Here is a 23658-nt window from a genome sequence, read left to right on the forward strand (position 1 = left end):
TCGGGGCGCTCCATTCGTTGAGTTCACAGCAACGATGGTGCCACAACCCTCGCCGCCGCCCCATAGCTTCTCTCCCCCACTCTCGTGGGGGCGAGGAACCCAAGCTGGAATGAAGCCGCTTTCCCCCCAATCTCGGAGCATTGGCGATCATCGCGCCACACGGATCAGCGAGCGGCGCCCGATTTTGAAATCTCCCGTCCGAGGCGCACCGTTTCCCGCACCAGCAGGTCCAGATCCTCGCGCCGGGTGCGGTGGTTGTTGATCGCCACCCTGAGGCAATGCTGGCCGTGCACCGTCGTATCCGAAAGGGCGGCGATGCCTTCTTCCTGCAGCCTCAGCATGATCTCGGTGTTGAGTGCCTTCTGCCGCTCTCCCGTCAGCCCGTCGCCGCGGTAGCGAAAACAGACGATGTTTATGCTCGGCGGCGCGACCAGTTCCAGCAGCGGCTCGGCCTCGATCAGCGTGCCGAGCGTGTGGCCCTGCGCGATGTTCTGGTCGATCAGGCGGCCGAACTTCTCAATACCGTGCTCCTTCAGCGCCATCCACACTTTCAGCGCCCTGAAACCGCGTGACGTCTGCAGGCCAAAATCATGCAGCCATTGTCCGGAGGCGAGGCCGCGCGGCGTCGATTCCAGATATTCCGGCGTCACCGCGAACGTATTGCGATGCGCCGAGGCATCTCGGATCAGCACGCAGCCGACCTCGAACGGAGCATGCAGCCATTTGTGCGGATCGAGCGCGATGGAGTGGGCCTGCTCGATGCCGGCAACGCGATGGGAATTTTCCGGCCCAATGGCGATGAGCGCGCCGATGCAGCCGTCGACATGGAACCAGAGGTCCTCTTGCGCCGCCAGCCTTGCAAGCGCCTGCAGATCGTCGATCGCTCCGGTGTTCACCGTGCCGGCCGTGCCGATCACGCAGGCCGGCCGAAAACCCGCCTTGCGGTCCTCGGCGATCGCCGCCCGCAAGGCGCTGATGTCAATCCGCAATCCGGCATCGGTCGGGATGCGGCGCAGCGCCCGATTGCCGAGGCCAAGCGCCTCCATCGCCTTGCGATGGCAGGAGTGAAGCTGATCCGAGCCATAGAAACGCAGCGGCTTCTCGATGGCGGCAACGCCATGCTCGCGCACGTCGATGCCTGCCCTAGCGTTGCGTGCCACGGTCAGCCCGATGATGTTGGCCATCGAGCCGCCGCTGACCAGCGTCCCGCTGGCCGATTGCGAAAAACCCATCATCTGCTTGCACCAGTCGACGACCTGGCTGTCCATCAGCGCGGCGGCATGGTTGCCGCCGCCGAGGTTGGAACCCTGGACCGCCGCCAGGAAATCGCCGAGCGCCCCGGTGAAATTGCTCGACCCCATGTACCAGGACCAGAAGCGCGGATGGATGTTGCCCATCGGGTAGGCCATCACGTTCTCGACGACCTCGCCATAGACTTGCGCAAGCGGTTGAGGCGATCGCGGCAGGGGCACGGCGAAGAAGGCTTTCACCTCCGCCGGCATATCCTGCCACACCGGCCGCTCGCGGACATCGCGCAGATAGTCGACGGCATCGTCGACGATCCGGTGCGACAGCGCCTGAACCTCGGCCCAGTCGACCGGATCGAGCGTTTCTTCAGCAACCATACCGGCCGAACCGGCGGCTTTCAGCACTGCGTCCATCCGCGTCGCTCCCGATGCGCAATTATTCAGCCGGGAACTGGCAGCCAGGCGTCGAGCGCGACAGCGCGATCTCCTCCGCGTCCATCTCGGCTTCGATGCCGTCGAACAGCGGCGTCGTCATGTAGCGTTCGCCGGTGTCGGGAAGCATGCACAGGATCACCGAGCCGGGTGCAGCTTTTTCCGCGATCTGGCGTGCCACGGCAAAGGTCGCTCCGCCGGAGATGCCGGTGAAAATCCCTTCCTTTTGCGCCAGCGCCTTGGCCCATTTGATGCCCTCGGGCCCGGGAACAGGCACGACCTCGTCATAGAGGCTGGCGTCGACCGCCTCCTGCAGCACGTCCGGAATGAAATCCGGGGTCCAGCCCTGGATCGGGTGCGGCTCGAACGCCGGATGGCTGGCGGCGGGCGCGCCGTCGGCGCCGCGCTCCTGCGCCTTGCCGCTGCCGATCAGCTGGGCATTGGCCGGCTCGGCCAGCACGATCCGGATCTCCGGACGCTCCCGGCGCAGCACGCGCCCAACACCGACGACGGTGCCGCCGGTTCCATAGCCGGTGACGAAGCAGTCGAGCCGCGATCCGGCGAAGTCGTTGATGATCTCGCGCGCCGTCGTCGCCTCGTGAATGGCGGCATTGGCCTTGGTCTCGAACTGGCGGGCCAGGAACCAGCCATTGGCCTCGGCGAGTTCCACCGCCTTGTTGTACATGCCAAAACCCTTCTGGGCGCGCGGCGTCAGCACCACCTTGGCGCCCAGCATGCGCATCAGCTTGCGGCGCTCGATGGAGAAACTGTCGGCCATCGTCACCACCAGCGGATAACCCTTCTGCGCGCAGACCATGGCCAGCCCGATGCCGGTGTTGCCGCTGGTCGCCTCGACGACGGTCTGGCCCGGCTTCAAGGCGCCGCTGCGCTCGCCCTCCTCGATGATGTTGAGCGCCAGCCGGTCCTTCACCGACGCCGCCGGATTGAAGAACTCGGCCTTCACATAGATCGTCACATGATCGGGGCCGAGATTGTTGACCCTGATCACCGGCGTATCGCCGACCGTGTCGATAATGCTGTCGAACAGGCGGCCGCGCCCGGCCGTGGTTCTGATTTTCCGTTGCTGCAACATGTCTGCTCTCCTCTTTTTGTTGTTGTCACGAGTTGTTGTTGTCACGAGCCGGTTACAAACCGGCGGCTTGGGCGGCGAGGTTTCGAGACCTTGCCGCAGTACGGTTGCTTTGCCGGCATGTGGCCCGGAAAAGGGCGATGCCAGCAGCCGGCGCGGAAATTCGTTGCCGGATGCACTCTATCGCTTTCGATGGTAGAACAGAGGACAACTGGCCAGCGTGGGAGCAAGCGTGGAAATGCACGTGGAATCCGCTCGATCGAGCCTGGACGGCGCAATGGCCGGGCTGTCCGTGCGGCTGCTCGGACCGCTGACGGTCATCCGCGACGGCGCCACCGTGCAACTGCCGGCATCGCGCAAGCTGCGCGCGCTCTTCGCCTATCTGGCGCTTGCGCCGCATGCCGTCGGCCGCAGCCGTCTGTGCGAGCTTTTGTGGGATGTGCCGAACGATCCGAGGGGCGAGCTTCGCTGGTGCCTCAGCAAGCTCAGGGGCGTTCTCGACGAACCGAATCGCCGCAGGATCGAAACGCCTGGCGACACGATCGCGCTTGATCTGAAAGGCGTTTCCGTCGACGCCGTCGACATCGTCTCGGCGGCCGCTAGAGGCATCGAGACGCTCGATCTTGAGCGGCTGCAAGCCCTGTCCGGACTGTTCGTCGGCGATTTCCTCGATGGGCTGGAGATCGACCGCAGCCTGCATTTCAACAGCTGGCTGATCGCGCAGCGCCGCCGCTTCAGCTCGTGGCATGCCGCCATTCTGGAACATCTCGTCAACAAGCTTCCGGCGGATGCCGACGAAATGTCCGCGCACCTGGAGAAATGGGTGGAACTCGCTCCCTTCGACGGGCGTGCGCATCTGGCTCTTCTGACAAGGCTGGCGCGGCGCGGCCAGATCGCCGCGAGCGAGGAACATCTCGCTTCCGCGGCGAAGCTGTTTGCTTCGGAGGATCTGGATTTCGAACCCGTTCGTGAGGCGTGGCGGACGATTCGCAGCGAACGACCGGCCGCGACGCTCTGGGCGCGACCGGCACTCGTGCCCGTGGTCCCGCAAGCGGAAATTATGCTTCCCGATTCCGGTGTTGCTGCATCGTGCAAGGCCTCGCTCGCGATAATGCCGTTTGTCGAGGAGGCCGGAATCGGTGGCGTTCGCTGCGGCCCTCGCGGCGGGTTGGCCGACGGCCTGACCCACGACATCATCACCCGCCTGGCCAAGCTCAGGGATTTCTTCGTCATCGCCCGCGGCTCGGTCTTTGCGCTGGCGGAGAAAGACATCGCGCCGGAAGATGCCGGCCGGCGGCTCAACGTCGACTATGTGACCACCGGGACTGTGCGCAGCCAGGCAGGCCGCGTCGTCGTCTCAGTCGAACTTGTCGAGGTCCGCACGGCCAGGATCGTCTGGGCCGAGACGTTCGAACGCAAGCCCGACGATATCTTTGCCGTCCTTGACGATATCGGCAACAGCATCGTCTCGTCGATCTCAGCCGAGATCGAGATGGTCGAGCGCAACCGCGCCATGCTGAAAGCCCCCAGCTCGCTGAATGCCTGGGAGGCCTATCACCGCGGTCTCTGGCACATGTATCGCTTCACCCGCACGGAAAACGAACAGGCCCGCCATTTCTTCGACATGGCGCTGAAGCTGGATCCGACCTTCGCCCGCGCCTATGCCGGCCTGTCCTTCACCCATTGGCAAAACGCCTTTCAGCGCTGGGGAGACCGCGACCAGGAAAGCGCGCTCGCCTTCGAGGCCGCCGGCCAAAGTCTTTTGGTCGACGATCACAATCCGGCCGCGCATTGGGCCATGGGCAGGGCTCTCTGGCTGCGCGGCGAGCAAGATGGCTCCCTCATCGAGCTGGAACGGGCCGTGGATCTCAGCCCGAACTTTGCGCTCGGCCACTACGCGCTTTCGTTTGTACACTCGCAGTCGGGTGACCCAAAAGCGGCGATCGGTTCATCCGATCACTCGCGCCATCTGAGCCCATTCGATCCGCTGCTGTTCGGCATGCTCGGCGCTCGGGCGATGGCGCATGTCCGGCTCGGCCAGTTCCACGAGGCCGCCGAATGGGCGCTGAAAGCAGCCGCCCGTCCCAACGCCCATGCCATCATCCTGGCGATCGCCGCGCACTGCCTTGCGCTGGCGGGGCGGCTTGACGAGGCCTGCACCTTCGCGGCCGCCATCCGCAAGACGCTTCCGAACTATTCAGCCGATGATTTCATCGGCACCTTCCGGTTCGAGCCGGACGCCGCAGCCCTGTTCCGGCAAGGCGCCAAGCGGATTGGGCTGGGGTGATCCAACCCAGCCCGGGCCTGCTTCAAGCGGTCATGACCGCGATCCTCGCCGGCCGACAACCGAACAAAAAGCCCGGCAATCGGCCAAGAAAATCGACCAAGAAAGCCGCGTTCGTTGCAACTATATGCCGAGCATCGTCTTGGCTTGGTTGAGGGCAGCCTCCGACCCTGCATGATCACCGGCGGCGTGCAATTTCTCGCCTTGGGCGCGCAGTTCTTTGACTTTGGTCATGTCGGCCTCGGAGAGGGTCGCGGTCGGTAACGCTGCGTCGATCGCGGCCATGATGGTCGGGCATTTATTTGCAAAGGCTGTCGCAGGAATGACCGCCAGGAAAACCGCAAGCGAAATTGATCGTAACATGGACGTTTCTCCCTCGCCGGAACACGCCACGTCGACGACCGGCGTAGGAATGGTACAGCTAATGCCCGGACGTGCCAATCACGATGATGCCGCTGAGCGTCCGTTCACCGAATCCGGCAGGCGTGACTCGAAACCCGCGCCAGGTTCGCAGCAATCGTCAGATCCTCGCAAAATTCCTTGACCAGAGCGGATCAGGTGGGCTGAACGGATTTGACATTGCCGTCCGTATCCACCAGGCAACTCGTCTTTTTGCCGCTGGCATCGAGTTCGACCTGATAGGTTTTGGAATCGATCTTGCTCGATGAAACCGGAAGTATCTTTGTGCTGTCGGCGCCGCTCGACTTGGCGACCGCGTCGGCGCAAAGAAGCTGAAGGTCCGCCGGGGCCGTCTCGACCTGGGTCCTGGACATCTGGTCCTGAGGAGGCGGCGGCGGCGCGCTGACGCAAGCGCTCAAGGGCCCCACCAGGAATCCAATTGCTATTGCCCGGATCGAAGTTCTCACTGCACGTTTTGCCGACATTGCCTGGTCCCTCTCCAAATGCCGCTTCACACACTCCGGCTTCACACACCCTTGTAAAGTGCCGCCCCCTGCATGAGAACGATGACCTTGGCTCCAACCTTGACGCGGGATGCGAGATCGGTGATGTCGTCGTTCCTCATCCGGATACACCCTGACGACACGTCGAGCCCGATCGTCCACGGCTCCGGGGTGCCGTGAATCCGATAGATCGTGTCCTGGTCACGCTCATACAGATAGAGCGCCCTGGCGCCGAGCGGGTTGTCAGGCCCTCCCGGCATGCCTCCCGCATGTTTGACCGCATTCGGATCACGAGCGATCATTTCGGCCGGCGGTGTCCAGGTCGGCCATTCCGCCATGCGGCCGACGCGCACGATGCCGGCCCATCCAAACCCTTCCCGGCCCACCCCGATACCGTAGCGCATGGCGCGCTGACCCGGCTGCACAAGGTAGAGAAAATGCTGGTTGCCGTCGATGATGATCGTACCGGGCACTTCTGCGGTGCGGAACTTGACCATCTGCGGGCGAAACGCCTCCGGCACTTCATTATGCGCGGCATAGTATTTGCGCGCCTTGGTACGATCGTAGTCCACCCATTTGCGGGTTTTCGGATCGAAAACCTGTGTTCCCGCAGCCAGCGCCGCCACCGCGACAAGACCGAACGCTACCGCGACAATTGCCGTAAGGGAGCTCCGCTGGAGAGCGGCGCGTCCCACGATCATCAGCTTTCTGGTCATGGATTTGCCCACCCGTGCACCCGAGCGCCCTGCGCGGCAACCCATTGTTTGGCGTATTCGTAAGGATCCTGACGCTCCACCTGGAGCGCATAACTCATCTTCGTGACATCCTCGGGCTTGAGGTCGACCCGTTCCAGGAACTCGACCACCTTCGGATATTTTTTGCGCAGTGAGGTGGCAAAAGCGATATGGAAATGTGCGATATCCCATGACACCGGCGCGCTGGACTTCGAGACCCAGAGCGGGTCCTCGGACGGCAGCACGATCTTCCACTTTGCCGGGTCAAAAGGCGGCTCGGTAAGCCGGACAATTTCATGCAATTTAAACACGTGATGCGGCGCGTAGCAGGCAAACACCATCGGATGAGCCGTAGCGACAGCGGCATCGACAGCCGCCATTCCGACATCCTCCGGCGTCTCCAGCAAAGTCATTGTTTTGGCATAGCCATAGCTGTTGGCGCGGACACGCTCGATCGCTGTGGAGGACCAACCCTCAGCGCCAATCCAGAGTTCTCCACGTCCGTCCCGATCAGTGTCCAAAGCGGCGGTTTTGCGCGGGTCGGTGAGGTCCGAAATGTCACGAATCCCAAACTTGTCGGCAGTTTCGCGGGTAGCGCATATGCCTTGCCATGCCGGCACACCGATGGGACTGATAGCTACCGTGCCGGCACCGTCGACATACTTCTTCACCAGATTGTCGAGGTTGGGTAGCCAGATTTCGGGATGAATATCCACCTGGCCCGAATTGAGGCCGGCAAAGGCGATAAGCGTCCCCATCTCGCGCACATCGGCATCGAGCCCGAAATGTTGCTTCAGGCTGACCTTGAGAATGTTTGCCGTCGCCTGGCCCGACGGCCAGTTCGGCATCGCAATGACGAGATCAGCCGCGTGGACCGGGGCCGCCAGCATCGTCAATGCAGCCAGCGACAATCTGCGCAGGCACTGCCGAAATCGGTTGTGCATTTTCTTCCCCCTCGCTTCGGTGCTGAAACGAACCGGGACGGGAACAATCTGTCACGGCAAGCACCGGGTTGTGACAGCAGCCCCCATCTGGCGACGGCAACTGCTGAAGGTGTGGCAGTGCATTCGCCAAAGAGAGCGCCGTCACATGCCGCCCCTGCACGCTACTCGAACACATTCCGTATGGGAAGATGCTCAAAACGCGGCCGCCGGGCCCAATGTTTAGGATGTCCGCGGTGGCGGTCAAGGCCGCCGAGAATCTGAGATGGTCAATACCAGTGAAATGATGCAGGTTCTTCTGGACCACGTGGCAAGCAGGCCGCTAAGTAGACGCAGCTTCCTAGTTTCAGCATATGCACCCTCTTGGGTAATACGAATTGAAAATTGCGCTCTCATGTTTCAAAACAGGTCGGTAGATTCGCGAGGATGGTTTCGTGCGGGTCACCGACGGTCCTCAAGCCGAGAATTCTAAAAGACTTTCAACAATGACCCAGCACGTACAAAATGCTCGAATTCTCATGTACAGCCACGACACGTTCGGGCTCGGCCACTTGCAGCGCTGCCGGACGATCGCGCATTCGCTGGTTGAGGATTTCCGCGGACTTCAGGTGCTTATCATTTCGGGTGCGACTATCGCTGGCGCCTTCGACTACCGCGCCCGTGTCGACTTCGTGAAGATCCCCAGCGTCATCAAGTTGCGCAACGGCGAATACACCTCGCTGGAAAAGGATATCGATCTGCATGAGACGCTAAGGATGCGCCAGTCGATCATCCGCCACACAGCCGAGACCTTCCGGCCGGATATCTTCATCGTCGACAAGGAACCGCTCGGCCTGCGCGGTGAGATCGAGGACACGCTGTCCTACCTCAAGACGCGGGGCACCACGCTCGTGCTTGGCCTGCGCGAGGTGATGGACGCGCCGCATCTGCTCGAAGCAGAGTGGGCACGCAGGGATGTGATGCGCAAGATAGGCCTGTTCTACGACAAGATCTGGGCCTATGGTCCGCCGGATTTCTACGATCCGTTGACCGGCTTGGATGTGCCGCCGGCTATCAGAGCAAAGATGAAGTTCGTCGGTTTCCTGCAACGGAGCCTGCAGAAGAACGAGTTGCCCGGCCACCGGCCCGAGGGCGACTATATCCTCGTTACCACCGGTGGCGGCGGTGACGGCGCCGAACTGATCCACAGCGTCATCGATGCCTATCAGCAGGATCCGCAATTGCAGCATAGGGCGCTGATCGTGCTTGGGCCTTACATGCCGGCGCGCAAGCGCAACAAGCTGCTCAAGAAGGGGTCCAAGATCCCCTATATCAAGATCATCGAGTTCGACAACCGCATGGAAGAGCTGATTGCCGGCGCCAAGGCAGTCGTGGCGATGGGCGGTTACAACACCTATTGCGAGATACTGTCTTTCGACAAGCCGGCGCTGATCGTGCCGCGCGTCAAGCCCCGCGAGGAACAACTGATCCGAGCAAGGCGCGCAGCCGAACTCGGCCTAATCGAGATGCTTTTGCCGGAAGAAGCCGAGGATTCCCAGCGGTTTGCCAATGCACTGGAGGTGCTGCCGGACCGGCCCGGCCCATCGCAGAGCCATCCGCATCTGACGCTGGAAGGGCTGCCTCACATTTCCGAAATCGTCGCGGAACTGCTCGACCGGCGGGGCGGCCATCACCTTTCGGTCATTGAAGGCATGAACTGAGTTGCAACATCGCAAGATCGTCGTGGTTCTGAAGGGCTATCCGCGGCTGTCGGAAACCTTCATCGCGCAGGAACTGCTCGGTCTGGAGCGTGCGGGGTTCGACCTGATACTCGTCGCGCTCAGGCGGCCGACCGACGCAAAACGCCACCCCGTGCATGACGAGATCAAAGCGCCCGTCCATTATCTGCCGGAATATTTGCATGAAGAGCCGCTGCGCGTGGCTCGCTCGCTGTTTGCTTATCTGCTGCGGCCGGGCTTCTGGCGCGCGCTCGGATCGCTGGCTATCGATATCCGCCGCGACTTTACGCGCAATCGCGCGCGCCGCTTCGGGCAAGCGCTCGTGCTGGCGGCCGAATGGCCGGAAGGCGCGAGCTGGCTGCATGCACATTTCGCGCACACACCGGCATCGGTGACGCGCTATGCCAGCCAGCTTCGTGGCCTGCCCTGGAGCTGCTCGGCCCATGCCAAGGACATCTGGACTTCGGCGGACTGGGATCTGGCTGGCAAGCTTTCCTCGGCGCGCTGGACGGTCACTTGCACGAAAACCGGCTTCGACCGTCTGAAAAAACTCGCTAACGGCAACTCGTCTGTGCATCTGAGCTATCATGGGCTCGACCTTGATCGCTTCGGCGGTTTCGGCGAGGCGCGAAAACAGCATGACGGCTCGGCGCCGGCCGAACCGGTTATCGTTCTGAGTGTCGGGCGCGCCGTTGAAAAGAAGGGTTACGATACCTTGCTGGAGGCCCTTGCCCTCTTGCCTGATGATTTGGCGTGGCGTTTCGAGCATATCGGCGGCGGCGAGGAACTGGAACGGTTCAAGGCGCTGGCGCAAAAGCTCGGCCTGGATGGTCGCGTCTCTTGGAAAGGCGCGCTTGCGCAGGAGGAGGTGCTTGAGCACTACCGCTGCGCCGACATCTTCGCCCTGGCCTGCAGGATCGCCGCAAATGGCGACCGGGACGGTCTGCCGAATGTTCTGGTGGAGGCGGCTAGCCAGCGGCTTGCCTGCGTGTCGACCGATATTTCCGGCGTGCCGGAGCTTTTATCGCCGGATGAAACCGGGCTGCTGGTTCCGACGGAAGACCCAATTGCCCTGGCACAGGCGCTGGAGCGCCTGATCCGTGATCCCGTGCTGCGCGCCCGCCTCGGCGACGCCGCAGAGCGGCGCGTGCGCGGCAATTTCGATCATATGGCAAGCATTGGACAGCTCAAGGAACTGTTCGAGCGGGAGTGGCGGGCCGCCGAATGAAGCGGCTGCGCGCTTTCTTCTATGTCCAGCACCTGCTCGGTATCGGCCATCTCGCGCGCGCCAGCCGCGTTGCGGCGGCTCTGGTTGATGACGGGTTTGACGTTACCGTCGTGACCGGCGGAGCGCCGATCGCGGGGTTTCCGGGACTGGGTGTAAAATCTGTAACCCTGCCACCTGTCACCTCCGGTGATGAAGGATTTTCCGGACTTGTCGACCTGCAGGGCAAACCCATCGACGATGATTTCAAGAAATGGCGTTCAGAGATGCTGCTGCAGGCATTCCGGGATTGCAGGCCTGATATCGTCATTGTCGAGGCGTTTCCATTTGGACGCCGGCAGATGCGTTTCGAACTCTTGCCGCTGATCGAGGCCATCGACGCAACGTCGCCCAGACCGCTGCTGGCGACGTCCGTCCGCGATATCCTTCAGGAGCGCGTCAAGCCGGGCCGAAACGAGGAAACGGTCGATCTCATCAACAGGCATTTCGACCTTGTCATGATCCACGGCGATCCGGCTTTCGCAACCATCGACAAGACATTTCCACTGGCTGGGGCGATCAGGGCCGAAGTCACCTACACAGGGCTCGTTGCCGCGCCGCCATCGCCCGCGGCCTCCGAGCGCTTCGACGTTCTGGTGTCGGTTGGCGGCGGGGCTGCCGGAAAGAGCCTTGTCAGATCCACCATCGCAGCGGCGCGGAATGCCAACAACGCTTGGAAATGGTGTTTGATCACCGGCCCAAACCTGCCGAAAGACGAGTTCGACGCGATCGCACGCGATGCCACGCCGGTCCTGTCCATCTTCCGGTTCCGCGAGGATTTCGCCAGCCTGCTGACCGGCGCCCGCCTGTCAGTCTCGCAGGCGGGTTACAACACGGTCTGCGATGTCCTGCGCGCGGGTTGTCGCTCCCTGCTCGTTCCATTTGCAGCCGGCGGGGAAACCGAACAGACGGTTCGCACCCTGATGCTCGAAGAACTCGGTCTTGCAACGGTGCTGATGGAAAAGGACCTAACGCCTGAAGGTTTGGCGCAAGCGATCGAACAGGCGCTTGTGGGACCGACGCCAGCCGCGCATCGTCTCAATCTGGAAGGCGCGCGTCGCTCGGCGCAAATCCTGCGCGAGCGGTATCGAACATGGTCCCTAAAAGTGGGGCCCGGTTTCGGAAAAGTTCATGATCAAACAGACGATAGATCCTAACGCGCGTCGCGTCTGGCGAGATTCGTGCGACGCGCTACGCACTTTTGGGCGAAATGCATCAAACCGTTCCAATCAGCATGAAGCGCGTATAATTTTTTGTCGGCAGTTCGCCGGAGAACCGCACCTCCTGTAGCGCCGCCATTGCTTCGAAGGCTGCAAGTGAAGCCACGCAGTTGATGTGCGTCGGCTCGCTGAAATAATCGTTCGATTGCAGCAGTACATTCGTGCCCCGCGGAAGCAGAGCAAGCCAGGCGCGCAGATCGGCTATGTGTTCGCAGCTCGTATTGACCATCAGGTCGGGCCGCCCGGCCGCATAGTCGAGTGCGTACATATCTGCCGTCAGCGCCCGGAACCGGTCGCCGGCTTCCCGGTTGAGGGTCCGGGCGACCGGCGCGACTTCGGGATCGATGTCGATGCTATCGACCGCCGCGATGTCGAAGCGGGCGTCGTTGAAAAGCATCGCCGGCAATACGCCGTACCATCCACCCAGAACCCATATGCGCCCGAACCGGCCGCCGCAGCTTTCGAACAGCCTGTCGAGCGCCCACATCTTGCAGGCGACCTGCTTGTGGTTGAAGGCGTTGGCGATATCGGCCTTCGGATGCTTGGTGATGACGCGCGCCAGCCCTGCCACCAGAGGGCAGTTGACATAGGCAGCAATTCCCCGCGTGAGGTCAAAGGCTTGCTCGTGCCAGTCCAGGCCGGCATTGCGTGGTTGCGTGACATCCATCATATTCGTCTTGTATGTTGGGATTTCGGGCGACACAACGCAATCTTGCCTCCCGCAAGGCTGTTTGATTCGCGGACGTGATTATGCTGCAAGCCGCTTCGCCATTGCCCGGTGCCGGAGAGAGCCTGTTGCATCTGTCCGGACCATCGGCGTCCATCCGCCAGCACCAGCGGCGCAGCTGCGGCCTCGTGCTGCTCTTCTATTCGCCAAAACCCTACGGAAGCCGCGGACCGTTTGGCCAGCTGCTTTCTTCGCTGATCAACAATGCCCATGTCGTTGTCATCGACCATGCGCCGGAACTGGATCGCGCCGCCTCGCAGGTTCCCTCCATCGTTGAGCGCAGGACAATCTCCGTGCGCTGCAGCTTCGAGCTTGTCGTTGGCGACGAAGAAATTGCCGATACGCCATTCGCCAGCAGGTGCTTTTACATCCTGCATCCTTCCAACTGAGGGGTCCACAGCCGCATATGGAACCCAGCATAGCCCGCTATATCTGGACGCACACCAAGAAGCAGCAGCTCTGGATATTGATGATCGTCGTGCTTTCGATGATCCCGTATTTCATGTCCTTCGACCTGCCGAAGCTGATCGTCAACGGCCCGATCCAAGGTAGCGGCTTCGAGCAACCGGGCGCGACCCAGCCATTCATGAGGCTGCACTATAACCTGCCGTTCATCGGAGAGGTCCAGTTCTTCTCCGGTTTTGAGCTCGACCGCAAGGCGACGCTGTTTGCCCTGAGCCTTGTGTTCCTCTTACTAGTCGTCATCAACGGCCTGTTCAAACTCTACATCAACACCTACAAGGGCCGCCTCGGCGAGCGCATGCTGCGGCGTATCCGCTTCGATCTGATCGATCGTGTGCTGCGGTTTCCGCCGTTTTACTTCAAGCGGGTGAAATCCGCCGAAGTGGCGACCATGGTGAAGGACGAGGTGGAGCCGCTGGGCGGCTTCATCGGCGATGCCTTCGTGCAGCCTGTGCTGCTCGGCGGCCAGGCGCTGACGGCCATGCTGTTCATCGTGGTCCAGAACTTCTGGCTCGGAATGATAGCGGCCGTGATCGTGGTGATCCAGATCGCGCTCATCCCGCGAATGCGGCGGCGGCTGATCGTGCTCGGGCGCGAACGGCAGTTGACGGCGCGCGCGCTTTCGGGCCGGGTTGGCGAAATCGTCGACGGCATCGGCGCGGTTCACGTCCACGACACATCAAACTACGAGCGCGCCGACATAGCTGCCCGGCTCGGGCTCATCTTTAAGATCCGCTTCGATCTTTACCAATGGAAATTCATGGTGAAGTTCCTCAACAATTTTCTCGCGCAGGTCACGCCTTTTCTGTTCTACATGATCGGCGGGTATCTAGTCATCCAGGGGCGGCTGGACGTCGGTCAGCTCGTGGCCGTGATCGGCGCCTACAAGGACCTGCCCGGACCGATGAAAGAACTGATCGACTGGGATCAGGCGCGGCAGGATATCCAGGTCAAATATCAGCAGGTCGTTGAACAGTTCACCGCCGAGGGTCTCATTGCGCCGAGAATCGGGGCATTGACGATCGACGATCCCGATCCGATGACCAACCCCCTGTCGGCGATCAGTCTGTCCATAGCAGACGATGGCGGTGCAATGCTCCTCGACCGTATCTCCCTCCAGATCAAGCCGGGTGAGACGGTGGCGCTGGTCAGTACCGCAACAGGTGGAGCCGAGGCGCTTGCAGAAGCCTTCGCGCGGCTGAACTGGCCGGACAGCGGAAGGATCGCTTCGGGCGCCGACGACCTGCTTGAACTCCCCGAAGCAGTGACCGGCCGGCGCATGTCCTATGCCTCGTCGGATGTTTTCCTGTTCCAGGCAAGCCTCCGCGATAACCTGCTCTACGGGTTGAAGCATGCGCCGCTGACATCGGTGCCTTATGACGGTGCTGCGGCAGACCAGCACCGCTGGAACATCCACGAGGCGCGCCGGTCGGGCAATCCGGATTTTGATATCCACAGCGACTGGATCAACTATGCTTCCGCCGGCGCTACCGGCCCGCACGACCTCTTTGAAGCCGTACGCCGGGTGCTCGACGCGGTTGTTTTATCGCGCGACATTCTGGATCTTGGCTTGCGCTCTTCGGCCGACCTCACGCGTCACACGGAGCTTGCCAGGCGGATCGTCGAACTGCGTGCGGCGCTGCGAACCCGGCTGGAACACGAAGGGCTGAGCGAACTGGTGGTTCCTTTCGAACCGGGCGCCTACAACAAGGAAGCAACGATCGGCCAAAACCTGCTCTTCGGCGCTGCCGCCGGCCCCGAACTGGCCGACAGGGCTCTAGCGGCCAATCCCTATTTTGCTTCTGTGCTGAGGCAGGCCGGCCTCGACCGCACGCTCTACGAAATGGGCATGGAGATCGCCGAACAGGCGATCGAGCTGTTTGCCGACCTGCCGCCCGATCACCAGTTCTTCCAGCAGCTCGCTTTCATGAGCGCCGAGGAGATACCCACCTACGAAACCTTGCTGCAACGGCTCAAGAACCGTCCCCACGAGGCGGTTTCGGAGAACGACCGCGCCATGATCGTCACCTTGAGCTTTGCCTATATCGAGCCCCGGCACCGCTTCGGCCTGCTGAGCGACGAGCTGATGAGCAAGATCGTCGCTGCACGCAACCGCTTCTATGAAAACCTGCCGCCCCAGCTGCAAAATGCGATCGAACGGTATGATCCTGCCAAATACATTGCCGCGGCCACCGTCATGGATAATGTCCTGTTCGGGCGTGTGGGCAACAACCATCCCGACGCGCCGGACCGCATACGCTCCATCGTCTATGACATTCTTGACGAACTGGGGCTTTATGCCGAACTTCTGGATGTCGGCCTGGACTTCAACGTCGGCTCCGGCGGCAGGCGGCTGACCGGTGGACAGCGACAGAAGCTCGATGTTGCCCGGGCCCTGCTCAAGCGTCCTGATTTTCTCATTCTCAACCGGCCGCTGTCGGCGCTCGACCAGCGCATGCAGGATAAGGTGCTGCGAAACGTGCTCGAGGAAGCCAGGCGCGACGACCATTCGCCGGCAATTGTGTGGGTCGTGACGAATCCGGCGATTGGGATGATGTTCGATCGCGTTATCGTCTTCGACTCGGGTAAATTGGTGGAAGACGGAACACCCGAGACACTTTTGGCAGGGAACGGTATCTTCAAGGAACTGTTGTCATAGAGCAACGGACTTTCAGATGGGATCATTCTGCCGGTGGGAATTTACTGCAAGGTCAAGGGATTCGGCGAAGGGCGTAGCGGGACCACATCCGCGCCGAAAACCCGAAGGGGTTTGCCGCAAATTCACCCGGCTCTTCGGGTTTCCGGTTGGCGGACGCCCATTAGTCAGGCGGCATCGCCCGATCGCACGACATCGGGCTCGCCACCTTTCGCGTGGTTTGTCTCGCCATCCCGGAAACAGAATTCATTCCATCTGGGCGTCCGTTGCTCTAGTCTGGCAAACGCGAATTTTGGGAAGGTTTGCGACAATGCTGCTCAAGGATGAAGTTGCAATGCTGCAACGCGTTCCCTTGTTCTCTGCCATCGAGCCGACAAAGCTCAAGCTGCTTGCGTTCACATCCGATCGTGTGAGCTACAGCGCCGGTCAGATCCTTTTCCGGCAGGGCGACGAGGGAGACGCCGCCTATGTCATCCTTTCAGGCAGGGCGGATATTCTGGTCGATTCCGACAGCGGACCGATAAAAGTTGCCGAACTGGAGCCAAATTCGATTGTTGGCGAGATCGCCATATTGTGCAACAGCTCCCGCACTGCCACCGTAAGAGCGGCAAGTCCGCTGGAAGCCTTGAGAATCCGCAAGGATCATTTCCTGAGGCTTATGAGGGAGTTCCCGGAAATGACCATCGAGATATTGCGGGTTCTTGCCGATCGCCTAAGCCATACGACCGCGGATCTGATCGACGCACGAAGCGCCAAATAACGTATGACGTGCGCTCGATCCTCGCTGTCGTGATGGGACTGTCCTCTTGCTGAGAAGGTCACCCGGAGAAAGCCTGTCTCGCCTAGCAGCGGTTGTTTGGCTAGGATGGGCGAAGGGGTAGCATGGACGACGACGTTTTCCTGGTCAGGTTTTGGGGTGTGCGCGGCAGCATTTCGGTATCAGGGCCAGAATTCTCTCGCTATGGCGGCAACACAATCTGCATTGAGATGCGATGCGGTAAGCATACGCTTCTGTTCGACGCAGGCTCTGGCCTACGGCCTGCCGGCGGGGCGCTTCAGGCGTTGGCCGTGACCGATTTCGACCTGCTTTTCACCCATTGCCATTACGATCACATCATCGGGCTGCCGTCTTTTGCGCCGATCTATGACCGGAGCGTCAAGGTTACGCTTTGGTCCGGGCATCTTGCAGGACACATGACGACCCGGCAGATGGTCGATGAGTTCATGCGGCCGCCGTGGTTTCCGGTGAAACTGGAGATCTGCAAGGCAAGCCTCGACTATCGCGATTTCGTATCCGGAGACGTGCTTCGGCCGCGCGAAGGGGTGGTGGTCCGAACCGGCAGTCTTATCCATCCGGGCGGCTGCATAGGCTACCGAGTGGAGTGGGGCGGCCGCGTCGTGGCGGTGATCACAGACACTGAGCACGAACCGGACAAACTCGATCAGGCGGTGCTCGGCCTGATCGAAGATGCCGACCTCGTCATTTACGATTGCACCTATACCGAGGAGGAAATGGAACGCCGCCGCGGTTACGGGCACTCGACATGGCAACAGGGCGTCAAGCTCTGTGAGGCGGCCGGTGCGCGGGGGCTTGCGCTGTTTCACCACGATCCGACACGGACCGACGCGGAACTGGACGAGATCGAGAAACTGGCCAAAGACAAGTTTACCGGCGCTTTTGCCGCGCGGGATGGCCAGACGCTCAAATTTCCAGTCTCATTGCGCAAAAAGCGCTGAGCTATTTTCCTCTACCGGCGCTGCGCCCGATCAATGTCCTGATCGGAAGCCATGCGCAGGCTTCAGTCTGTGCGGTGACTGTGAACAGCCGTTCGAGGAAGAGCCAGGCCGATTCATCATGTACGAGATGGTGGGTGAGCAGGCCGACCGGTTCGCCGCCGTCGATTGCATGCTGCAATTGCGCGATGATAGCCTGAACCAATAGGCCATGATCGCGGCAGCCGCGCGTGCCATGCCAATCCATGATGTCGACATTGCTGTTGATGACCGCAAGTGAAGCCGGCCTCGGCGGCCCATAGACCGACAATGCCGAAAATCCTATCGATCCAAGGTCGGATACCAAGCCGGCGTCGATCCTGTTCCAGGGCGGCACCAGCATCGGAACGGCACGTGCGCCGTGCAGGTCGGTTACGTGCGTCAGCCCGCGGGCCAGATCATCGAGCACCGCCTCGCGTGGCCGATGCGCGCCGAGCTCCTGCTTTTTCTGGTGCTCGGGCGCATGATTTCGGTGCGCCCAGCCATGGATGGCGACCGTGGCATGCGGCGCGTCGTCAAGCCGGGCGACAAGCTTCTCATCAGTCAGGGCCGGAATGACGGCCAGAGTGACCGGAACCGCGAATTCACCGGTGACGTCGAGCAGCCGATCAAGCGCAGGCGTCGGATCCACGGCGTCGTCGTCGCGCAGCCAAAACTCTGCCTTACGGTCCGGCCGTTGCCGGCACGCCAGTTCTTCCACCAAGGGCCGCCAGATCTGATCGGATGTCATGAAACAGGGATCTTCGCTAGAAGTTCGGCCAGACGCGCCACTGCAGCACCGAGGGAACGTTCTTCGAGGATGAAACGTCTGGCTTCCGCGGCCATGATGGTTCTTTCGTCGTTACGGGCGAGAAGCCTTTCAATGGCAGAAGCGAACGCCGCCACATCGCCCGGCGGGGTGAGAAACCCGGTCTGGCCATCCCGCACGACCTCCGGCACGCCGGCGATGTCCTGTGCCACCACCGGAAGGCCGGCGGCCTGTGCTTCAAGATAGGCAATGCCATAGGCCTCGCCGTAACCCGGCCAGACGTAAATTCCCCCACTGTAGAGGACATCCGGCACGGCGGCTGGCTCAATCGCGCCAAGCCATTCGATACGGTCGGCGGGCAAGCCGGCGAATTGCGCTTTGACCTCGTCACGGGCAGGCCCATCCCCGACGACCGACATGGTCCAGGGCAGGTGGCCGATCGGACCGAGCGCCTGCGCCAGCATGCGATAGCTTTCGACTTTGTCGCCCGGGCGCATCATGGCGACGGTAACGAGGCGCGTCGGACAACCCCGTGCCGGCATTTCCCGGAATACCGATGTGTCGATGAAGGGCGAAAGCATACCGAGAGCGGCGTCGGGAATCGCATCCGTCAGTCCCTGACGATCCCTTTGCGTGAAGCAGATGTTCAGCGCTGCCTGTTCGACGGCTCGCGCCACCAACGCTTGCGTATCGGCCCACAAACCGACGTTGCGCCGCCTCGAATAGGAGGCTTCCGCTGTCACATAGGGAATAGCAAAGGCCGACGCCAGCTCGGGTCCGATCAGGTCGGGCGCCTTGTAATAGGGATGATAGGAGAACCAGAGATCGGGCTTGCCGTCACAATCCCAAAGCTTTGCCAGCCGCGCGGCTTCCTCTCGGGCCTCGATCTTGAGCGCATCGAAACTTTTCGACTCCGGTTCGCGTAAATAGAAGCGCAATTCGGATGCTAGTTCGACGCCATGCCCTCCATGCTCCAGCGCCTTGACCAGCATCCGTGCCATCTGGCGGTCGCCGGAGGCAACGGGATGATTGGGCGACTTCAGCGGCGCGTAGAAGGCAATTCGCATCGCCGGACCCTATCATCGGAAAGTCTGCGCAAGTCAATTTCAAAGCATGATCGACTTCACCTTCAAGCAGTGGAATGTGCTATCCGATGCTTATGGAAACAGCTGCCGCGTCCGACCCGTTTGTCGCTTCTTTGCCGGTTTTCGCAAAATTCGAAAGCGTTGCCGATATCGATAACTATCGGCCTCTCCCGGATGGCTGGGCGCTGGCCACCGCCGACATCGTCGGCTCGACCAAGGCGATCGAGGCTGGGCGCTATAAAACCGTCAATATGGCTGGCGCCAGCGTCATTTCGGCGCTGCTCAATGCGCTGGGTCGGCAAGATCTTCCCTTTGTCTTCGGCGGCGACGGCGCGCTCGTGGCGTTTCCCGGCTCGGCGCTGGAGATCACCCGCAACGCGCTGGCGGCTGTCCAGAGATGGGTGGCGGACGAACTGGACCTGACCTTGCGTGCCGCAATCGTGCCGATAAAGGATATAAGAGCGCAAGGCCTCGACGTTCGCGTGGCGAGGTTCCGGGCCTCCGAAGCGGTCTTCTATGCCATGTTCGCCGGCGGTGGCGGCAGTTGGGCGGAAGCTGAGATGAAAGCGGGGCGCTACCGCATCGATCCTGCGCCGGCCGGCGCGCGGCCGGATCTGACCGGCCTCTCCTGCCGCTGGAACCCGATCGAAGCCCGGCATGGCGAAATCGTCTCGATCATAGCCATACCGGGGGCGTCGCGCGACTTGCGCGGTTTTCAGGTTCTGGCTTCCGACATCATCGCCCTTGCCGGCGGGCAGGAACGCGATGGCCACCCGTTGCCGGTGAACGGGCCGGCCTACAGTTTTTCGCCCGCCGGCCTCGATATCGAGGCGCGGGCCATGGCACCGGCAGGATGGCGGTGGCTGTCGAAGCTGTGGATATTGTTCCTGCTGACGCTTACGGCTGTCGCCGACAGATATGGCTGGACGATCGGCAGTTTCGATCCGAAGATCTACAAACGCGACGTGGCCAGCAATTCGGATTTCCGGAAGTTCGACGACGGCTTGAAGATGACTATCGACGTTGACGCGGATGTGTTGCAACGGATCGAGAACCGGCTGAAACAGGCGGAAGAGGCGGGCATCTGCAACTATGGCCTGCACCGCCAGAAATCGGCCTTGATGACATGCCTCGTCGCCTCGCCGCTGCAGCGCGATCACGTTCATTTCATCGATGGCGCCGCCGGCGGCTATGCGATGGCCGCCGCAAGTCTGAAGGCGAAGGTGCCGGTCTGACGACGGCTTGCGGAAAACGATTTTCCGCAATATGCCTCGGGGTTCTTGGGGAACCAGGTGAGCTTCGCCATGGGAGCGGACGGTCTGTCCGAATTGACGGAAAGCAGATTTTTGGACGCCTCACGATCGACATATGACCGTCTTCTGAACCGGATTTCGACGCGCGCCGCGCAAGTCGGCGTGATCGGACTGGGCTATGTCGGGTTGCCGCTGGCGGTTGCGATCGCACGCGCCGGCTTCCCGGTTTCCGGCTTCGACATCGAAGCCCAGAAGGTCGAGAGCCTGAACAACGGCCAATCCTATATTGAGGCGGTGACGTCGACAGCCCTTGCCGGCCAGGTGGCGGGCGGACGGTTCCGCGCCACTGCGGATTTTGCCGAACTGGCCGTCTGCGATGTCATCATCATCTGCGTTCCGACACCGCTGACGAAAAACCGTGAGCCGGACCTCTCCTTTGTCAGGAACACGGCAGGCACCATTGCGAAGCATCTGCGTCTCGGCCAGCTGATCGTGCTGGAATCGACCACTTATCCCGGCACCACCGACGACGTGATCAAGCCCATACTGGAAGAAACCGGCTTGCAGTCGAAGATAGACTTCTTCCTCGGCTTCTCGCCCGAACGCGAGGATCCCGGCAACCGCAGCTTTGAAGTCGCGACGATCCCCAAGGTCGTGGCAGGCGACGGCATTGAAGCGGCGATACTCGTGCAGGCTTTCTACCAGGGCGTGGTCAAGACCGTCGTTCCGGTTTCCACCACGGCGACCGCCGAGGCGGTCAAGCTGACGGAAAACATCTTCCGCTCGGTCAACATAGCCCTGGTCAACGAGTTGAAGGTCGTGCTCGGTGCGATGGGCATCGACATCTGGGAGGTGATCGAGGCGGCAAAGAGCAAGCCCTTCGGCTACATGCCTTTCTATCCTGGCCCCGGACTTGGCGGGCACTGCGTTCCGATCGATCCCTTCTACCTGACGTGGAAGGCGCGCGAATACGAACTGCCGACCCGCTTCATCGAGCTGGCGGCAGAGATCAACACGGCCATGCCGCGTCATGTGGTCGATGAACTGGCGAAGGCGCTGGACCGGCGCTGCGGCAAGGCGCTCAGCCGCTCGCGCATTCTCATCATCGGGCTCGCCTATAAGAAGAATGTGCCCGACATCCGCGAAAGTCCCTCATTGCGGCTCATTGAACTCATCGAGGAATGGGGCGGCAAGGCGGAATTCCACGATCCGCATGTTACCGAGATACCGACCACACGGGAGCATATGGCGAGCAAGGGGCGGCGCTCGGTCGAATTGACCGAGGCGGTCTTGAAGGATTTCGATGCTGTCGTCGTTGCAACCGACCACGACGCGATCGACTATCAGGCGATCGCTGATCACGCTCTTCTGATCGTCGACACACGCAATGTTTTTGGCCGCCTCGGGCTAGCCCGAGAGACGGTGGTGAAAGCCTAAATGGCGTCTGAGCCGGCGAATTCTTTGCCCGATGGCAGGATCATGATTGCACTCCGCCGGCAGCCTCGCCACATAATGCCCCTTCGCCGGCTTTTACCGCCGAAGCCGGCTTTATTGACTTCGAGGGTCTTATCTTTGGGTCGTTAGCGGACCGTGTCGTGGCGGATCAAAGGAGAATGGCTCGTCTTTGACGGGTCTCAAGATAGCATGAGCACAGCGCAAGCAGAAATTTCCACCATTCTCATGGATAAGGTTGCCGATTGGCTGACCCAATCGGCGCTGGCGGGCAACGACCTTGAAACATTGGTAAAGGGCTTTTGTGAACGGCTGGCTGCTGCCGGCCTGCCGCTGAAGCGGGTGCATTTGAGCTTTTCGATGCTTCATCCGCTTTATGACGCGCTTGGCTTCACCTGGCTTCGCGGCCAGGGCATGGAAGTGGAAGGCTTCCGCAAAAAGGACGGCGTTCATTCTGACAGATTCCTGACCAGCCCATACTACCATCTGCTCAGCAACAAGCTCGACCATCTGCGGCGCCGGCTCGACCCGTCGGTGCCGTCGGAATTTCCTGTTTTCGATGAACTCAGGCTTATGGGCGTGACCGATTACATGGCTTTCGTCCATCCCTTCAGCGGCAATACCAGTCAGGGCATGATCGGGTCCTGGTCCACCGACAGTGCTTCAGGCTTCAGCGACAGCATGATTTCGGCGCTGCTGCGCATCCAGAACCATCTCGCTATTGCAACCAAGATGGCGGTGCTCACCAAGCTCGCCGACAACATGATGATCACTTATCTCGGCGGCGACGCCGGCAGGCGCGTGCTGGACGGCCAGATCAAGCGCGGCGAGGGCGACACAATCCGGGCTGCACTGGTCATGGCCGATATGCGCGGGTCGACAAGGCTTGCCGAAACTTCCGGCCGCGAAATCTACATCGACACGCTGAACCAGTTTTTCGATGCCATTGCTGCACCTTTCAATCGCAGAGGCGGGCAGATCATGAGTTTCATAGGGGATGGCTTCATTGCCGTCTACCCTTGCGAAAGGCACCGTGCGCAGTCCGAGACCGCCTGCCAGGCTGCTCTTGCGGCAACGCACAAGGCCACCGCGCGCATGATGGATCTCAATCTGCGCAGAAAGGAGCAGGGATTGGGCGACATAAAATTTGGCATCGGCCTGCATGTCGGCAATGTGATGTTCGGCAATGTCGGACTTACCGACCGGCTAACATTCTCTGTCTTCGGCTCGGCTGTAAACGAGGTCCAGCGCCTCCAGACCCTGACCAAGAAATATCCGCACAGCGTTCTCGCCAGTAAGGACTTCGCAGGCTATTGCGGCGCCAACAGCTGGCTGACGCTCGGCAACGAGGAACTGGCGGGCATCAAGCAGAAGCTGACGGTGCTTTCACCCGATCTGTCGGGTGCTCTCGCACTCGATGAGGACGGTGCGCTGGAGCCGATTTACGACCGAATATCGGACGCCGAACAGGTCATGCTGCTTCATCGCGATGCCGCGCGGCTGTCGGCGGGCGACCCGAGAAAGCTCCAGTAACCGCCACGATCTGATCCGAACGCCTTGGTATGCAGTCGGGTCGCCGGTTCCGCCAGGGAACTGGCGACCGATTCGAATCCAAGTTGCTCTAGGCTGGCAATGCGCTAGTCTCGCTTTCTGGGTCTGCCGCCCGGCAG

General features: G+C 61.2%; 20 protein-coding genes. 10 read left to right on the forward strand and 10 right to left on the reverse strand.

Annotated elements, in window-relative coordinates; all coding sequences use genetic code 11:
• Nucleotides 1–164: 164 nt before the first annotated feature.
• Together AC0L3I_RS22655 and cysK are read right to left on the reverse strand one after the other, a co-directional pair.
• Nucleotides 165–1661 carry a pyridoxal phosphate-dependent decarboxylase family protein gene (locus AC0L3I_RS22655; protein ID WP_473528276.1) on the reverse strand — a complete coding sequence of 499 codons (1497 nt, stop codon included), beginning with the start codon at nt 1659–1661 and terminating at the stop codon, nt 165–167.
• 22 nt (nt 1662–1683) lie between these two features.
• Nucleotides 1684–2772 carry a cysteine synthase A gene (gene cysK, locus AC0L3I_RS22660; protein WP_473528277.1) on the reverse strand — a complete coding sequence of 363 codons (1089 nt, stop codon included), beginning with the start codon at nt 2770–2772 and terminating at the stop codon, nt 1684–1686.
• Nucleotides 2773–3046: 274 nt separating this feature from the next.
• Here cysK and AC0L3I_RS22665 point away from each other — a divergent pair, with 274 nt between their 5' ends.
• Entirely contained in the window at nt 3047–5056 is a 2010-nt protein-coding gene (locus tag AC0L3I_RS22665; protein ID WP_473528278.1) for a transcriptional regulator, read from the forward strand.
• 120 nt (nt 5057–5176) lie between these two features.
• Here the strand turns inward: AC0L3I_RS22665 and AC0L3I_RS22670 are convergent, their stop codons facing one another.
• The 4 genes from AC0L3I_RS22670 to AC0L3I_RS22685 form a co-directional block, all read right to left on the reverse strand.
• Nucleotides 5177–5416, reverse strand: a complete 240-nt coding sequence (locus tag AC0L3I_RS22670) for a hypothetical protein (protein WP_473485776.1) — start codon at nt 5414–5416, stop codon at nt 5177–5179.
• A 191-nt stretch (nt 5417–5607) separates the two neighbouring features.
• The gene (locus tag AC0L3I_RS22675; protein WP_473528279.1) at nt 5608–5826 is read right to left on the reverse strand and encodes a hypothetical protein; all 219 of its coding nucleotides are present in this window, start codon (nt 5824–5826) and stop codon (nt 5608–5610) included.
• Nucleotides 5827–5978: 152 nt separating this feature from the next.
• Nucleotides 5979–6671, reverse strand: a complete 693-nt coding sequence (locus tag AC0L3I_RS22680; protein WP_473528280.1) for a L,D-transpeptidase — start codon at nt 6669–6671, stop codon at nt 5979–5981.
• On the reverse strand, nt 6668–7633 hold the full coding sequence (locus AC0L3I_RS22685; RefSeq protein ID WP_473528281.1) for an ABC transporter substrate-binding protein: 966 nt from the start codon (nt 7631–7633) through the stop codon (nt 6668–6670). The genes AC0L3I_RS22680 and AC0L3I_RS22685 overlap by 4 nt, the downstream gene beginning before the upstream one ends.
• Before the next feature lie 482 nt (nt 7634–8115).
• Here AC0L3I_RS22685 and AC0L3I_RS22690 point away from each other — a divergent pair, with 482 nt between their 5' ends.
• The 3 genes from AC0L3I_RS22690 to AC0L3I_RS22700 are packed head-to-tail and all read left to right on the forward strand — an operon-like array spanning nt 8116 to nt 11769.
• Nucleotides 8116–9330, forward strand: a complete 1215-nt coding sequence (locus tag AC0L3I_RS22690) for a glycosyltransferase family protein (protein WP_095495734.1) — start codon at nt 8116–8118, stop codon at nt 9328–9330.
• 1 nt (nt 9331) lies between these two features.
• Nucleotides 9332–10576 carry a glycosyltransferase gene (locus AC0L3I_RS22695; RefSeq protein ID WP_473528282.1) on the forward strand — a complete coding sequence of 415 codons (1245 nt, stop codon included), beginning with the start codon at nt 9332–9334 and terminating at the stop codon, nt 10574–10576.
• Nucleotides 10573–11769, forward strand: a complete 1197-nt coding sequence (locus tag AC0L3I_RS22700) for a glycosyltransferase family protein (RefSeq protein ID WP_473528283.1) — start codon at nt 10573–10575, stop codon at nt 11767–11769. The genes AC0L3I_RS22695 and AC0L3I_RS22700 overlap by 4 nt, the downstream gene beginning before the upstream one ends.
• A gap of 58 nt (nt 11770–11827) precedes the next feature.
• On the opposite strand, the gene AC0L3I_RS22705 is transcribed toward AC0L3I_RS22700, so the two are convergent.
• On the reverse strand, nt 11828–12499 hold the full coding sequence (locus AC0L3I_RS22705; protein WP_473528338.1) for a methyltransferase domain-containing protein: 672 nt from the start codon (nt 12497–12499) through the stop codon (nt 11828–11830).
• On the reverse strand, nt 12499–12936 hold the full coding sequence (locus AC0L3I_RS22710; protein WP_473528284.1) for a hypothetical protein: 438 nt from the start codon (nt 12934–12936) through the stop codon (nt 12499–12501). The genes AC0L3I_RS22705 and AC0L3I_RS22710 overlap by 1 nt, the downstream gene beginning before the upstream one ends.
• Before the next feature lie 29 nt (nt 12937–12965).
• Between AC0L3I_RS22710 and AC0L3I_RS22715 the strand changes: the two genes are divergently transcribed.
• From AC0L3I_RS22715 to AC0L3I_RS22725, 3 genes are all read left to right on the forward strand, one after another.
• Complete coding sequence (locus AC0L3I_RS22715) at nt 12966–15680, forward strand: ABC transporter transmembrane domain-containing protein (RefSeq protein WP_473528285.1); 2715 nt, start codon at nt 12966–12968, stop codon at nt 15678–15680.
• Between the two features lie 307 nt (nt 15681–15987).
• Complete coding sequence (locus AC0L3I_RS22720) at nt 15988–16437, forward strand: cyclic nucleotide-binding domain-containing protein (protein WP_123148675.1); 450 nt, start codon at nt 15988–15990, stop codon at nt 16435–16437.
• Nucleotides 16438–16559: 122 nt separating this feature from the next.
• Nucleotides 16560–17414: an MBL fold metallo-hydrolase gene (locus AC0L3I_RS22725; protein WP_473528286.1), complete on the forward strand. Its 855-nt coding sequence runs from the start codon at nt 16560–16562 to the stop codon at nt 17412–17414.
• A 1-nt stretch (nt 17415) separates the two neighbouring features.
• On the opposite strand, the gene AC0L3I_RS22730 is transcribed toward AC0L3I_RS22725, so the two are convergent.
• Both AC0L3I_RS22730 and AC0L3I_RS22735 read right to left on the reverse strand, forming a co-directional pair.
• Nucleotides 17416–18180: a polysaccharide deacetylase family protein gene (locus AC0L3I_RS22730; protein ID WP_473528287.1), complete on the reverse strand. Its 765-nt coding sequence runs from the start codon at nt 18178–18180 to the stop codon at nt 17416–17418.
• Nucleotides 18177–19265, reverse strand: coding sequence for a glycosyltransferase family 4 protein (locus tag AC0L3I_RS22735; RefSeq protein ID WP_473528288.1), 1089 nt, complete (start codon nt 19263–19265; stop codon nt 18177–18179). The genes AC0L3I_RS22730 and AC0L3I_RS22735 overlap by 4 nt, the downstream gene beginning before the upstream one ends.
• 74 nt (nt 19266–19339) lie before the next feature.
• On the opposite strand from AC0L3I_RS22735, the gene AC0L3I_RS22740 reads away from it, so the two are divergent.
• The 3 genes from AC0L3I_RS22740 to AC0L3I_RS22750 all read left to right on the forward strand — a co-directional run bounded on the left by AC0L3I_RS22740 (nt 19340) and on the right by AC0L3I_RS22750 (nt 23521).
• Nucleotides 19340–20518 (forward strand): DUF3095 domain-containing protein, encoded by a 1179-nt coding sequence (locus tag AC0L3I_RS22740; RefSeq protein WP_473528289.1) that lies wholly within the window; start codon nt 19340–19342, stop codon nt 20516–20518.
• Between the two features lie 111 nt (nt 20519–20629).
• Nucleotides 20630–21973, forward strand: a complete 1344-nt coding sequence (locus tag AC0L3I_RS22745; RefSeq protein WP_473528290.1) for a nucleotide sugar dehydrogenase — start codon at nt 20630–20632, stop codon at nt 21971–21973.
• 207 nt (nt 21974–22180) lie between these two features.
• Nucleotides 22181–23521, forward strand: coding sequence for an adenylate/guanylate cyclase domain-containing protein (locus AC0L3I_RS22750; RefSeq protein WP_473528291.1), 1341 nt, complete (start codon nt 22181–22183; stop codon nt 23519–23521).
• The last annotated feature ends 137 nt before the right edge of the window (nt 23522–23658 follow it).

The sequence above is a fragment of the Mesorhizobium sp. WSM4840 genome, assembly GCF_055811755.1.

What these genes read in the sequence shown, in the direction of transcription:
- AC0L3I_RS22685 (WP_473528281.1), bottom strand. Translation starts at nt 7,633, where the DNA reads ATGCACAACCGATTTCGGCAGTGCCTGCGCAGATTGTCGCTGGCTGCA.
- AC0L3I_RS22670 (WP_473485776.1), bottom strand. Translation starts at nt 5,416, where the DNA reads ATGTTACGATCAATTTCGCTTGCGGTTTTCCTGGCGGTCATTCCTGCG.
- AC0L3I_RS22725 (WP_473528286.1), top strand. Translation starts at nt 16,560, where the DNA reads ATGGACGACGACGTTTTCCTGGTCAGGTTTTGGGGTGTGCGCGGCAGC.
- AC0L3I_RS22730 (WP_473528287.1), bottom strand. Translation starts at nt 18,180, where the DNA reads ATGACATCCGATCAGATCTGGCGGCCCTTGGTGGAAGAACTGGCGTGC.
- AC0L3I_RS22680 (WP_473528280.1), bottom strand. Translation starts at nt 6,671, where the DNA reads ATGACCAGAAAGCTGATGATCGTGGGACGCGCCGCTCTCCAGCGGAGC.
- AC0L3I_RS22710 (WP_473528284.1), bottom strand. Translation starts at nt 12,936, where the DNA reads ATGCAGGATGTAAAAGCACCTGCTGGCGAATGGCGTATCGGCAATTTC.
- AC0L3I_RS22720 (WP_123148675.1), top strand. Translation starts at nt 15,988, where the DNA reads ATGCTGCTCAAGGATGAAGTTGCAATGCTGCAACGCGTTCCCTTGTTC.
- AC0L3I_RS22690 (WP_095495734.1), top strand. Translation starts at nt 8,116, where the DNA reads ATGACCCAGCACGTACAAAATGCTCGAATTCTCATGTACAGCCACGAC.
- AC0L3I_RS22700 (WP_473528283.1), top strand. Translation starts at nt 10,573, where the DNA reads ATGAAGCGGCTGCGCGCTTTCTTCTATGTCCAGCACCTGCTCGGTATC.
- AC0L3I_RS22675 (WP_473528279.1), bottom strand. Translation starts at nt 5,826, where the DNA reads ATGTCCAGGACCCAGGTCGAGACGGCCCCGGCGGACCTTCAGCTTCTT.
- AC0L3I_RS22735 (WP_473528288.1), bottom strand. Translation starts at nt 19,265, where the DNA reads ATGCGAATTGCCTTCTACGCGCCGCTGAAGTCGCCCAATCATCCCGTT.
- AC0L3I_RS22740 (WP_473528289.1), top strand. Translation starts at nt 19,340, where the DNA reads ATGTGCTATCCGATGCTTATGGAAACAGCTGCCGCGTCCGACCCGTTT.
- AC0L3I_RS22705 (WP_473528338.1), bottom strand. Translation starts at nt 12,499, where the DNA reads ATGGATGTCACGCAACCACGCAATGCCGGCCTGGACTGGCACGAGCAA.
- AC0L3I_RS22655 (WP_473528276.1), bottom strand. Translation starts at nt 1,661, where the DNA reads ATGGACGCAGTGCTGAAAGCCGCCGGTTCGGCCGGTATGGTTGCTGAA.
- AC0L3I_RS22750 (WP_473528291.1), top strand. Translation starts at nt 22,181, where the DNA reads ATGAGCACAGCGCAAGCAGAAATTTCCACCATTCTCATGGATAAGGTT.
- AC0L3I_RS22715 (WP_473528285.1), top strand. Translation starts at nt 12,966, where the DNA reads ATGGAACCCAGCATAGCCCGCTATATCTGGACGCACACCAAGAAGCAG.
- AC0L3I_RS22665 (WP_473528278.1), top strand. Translation starts at nt 3,047, where the DNA reads ATGGCCGGGCTGTCCGTGCGGCTGCTCGGACCGCTGACGGTCATCCGC.
- cysK (WP_473528277.1), bottom strand. Translation starts at nt 2,772, where the DNA reads ATGTTGCAGCAACGGAAAATCAGAACCACGGCCGGGCGCGGCCGCCTG.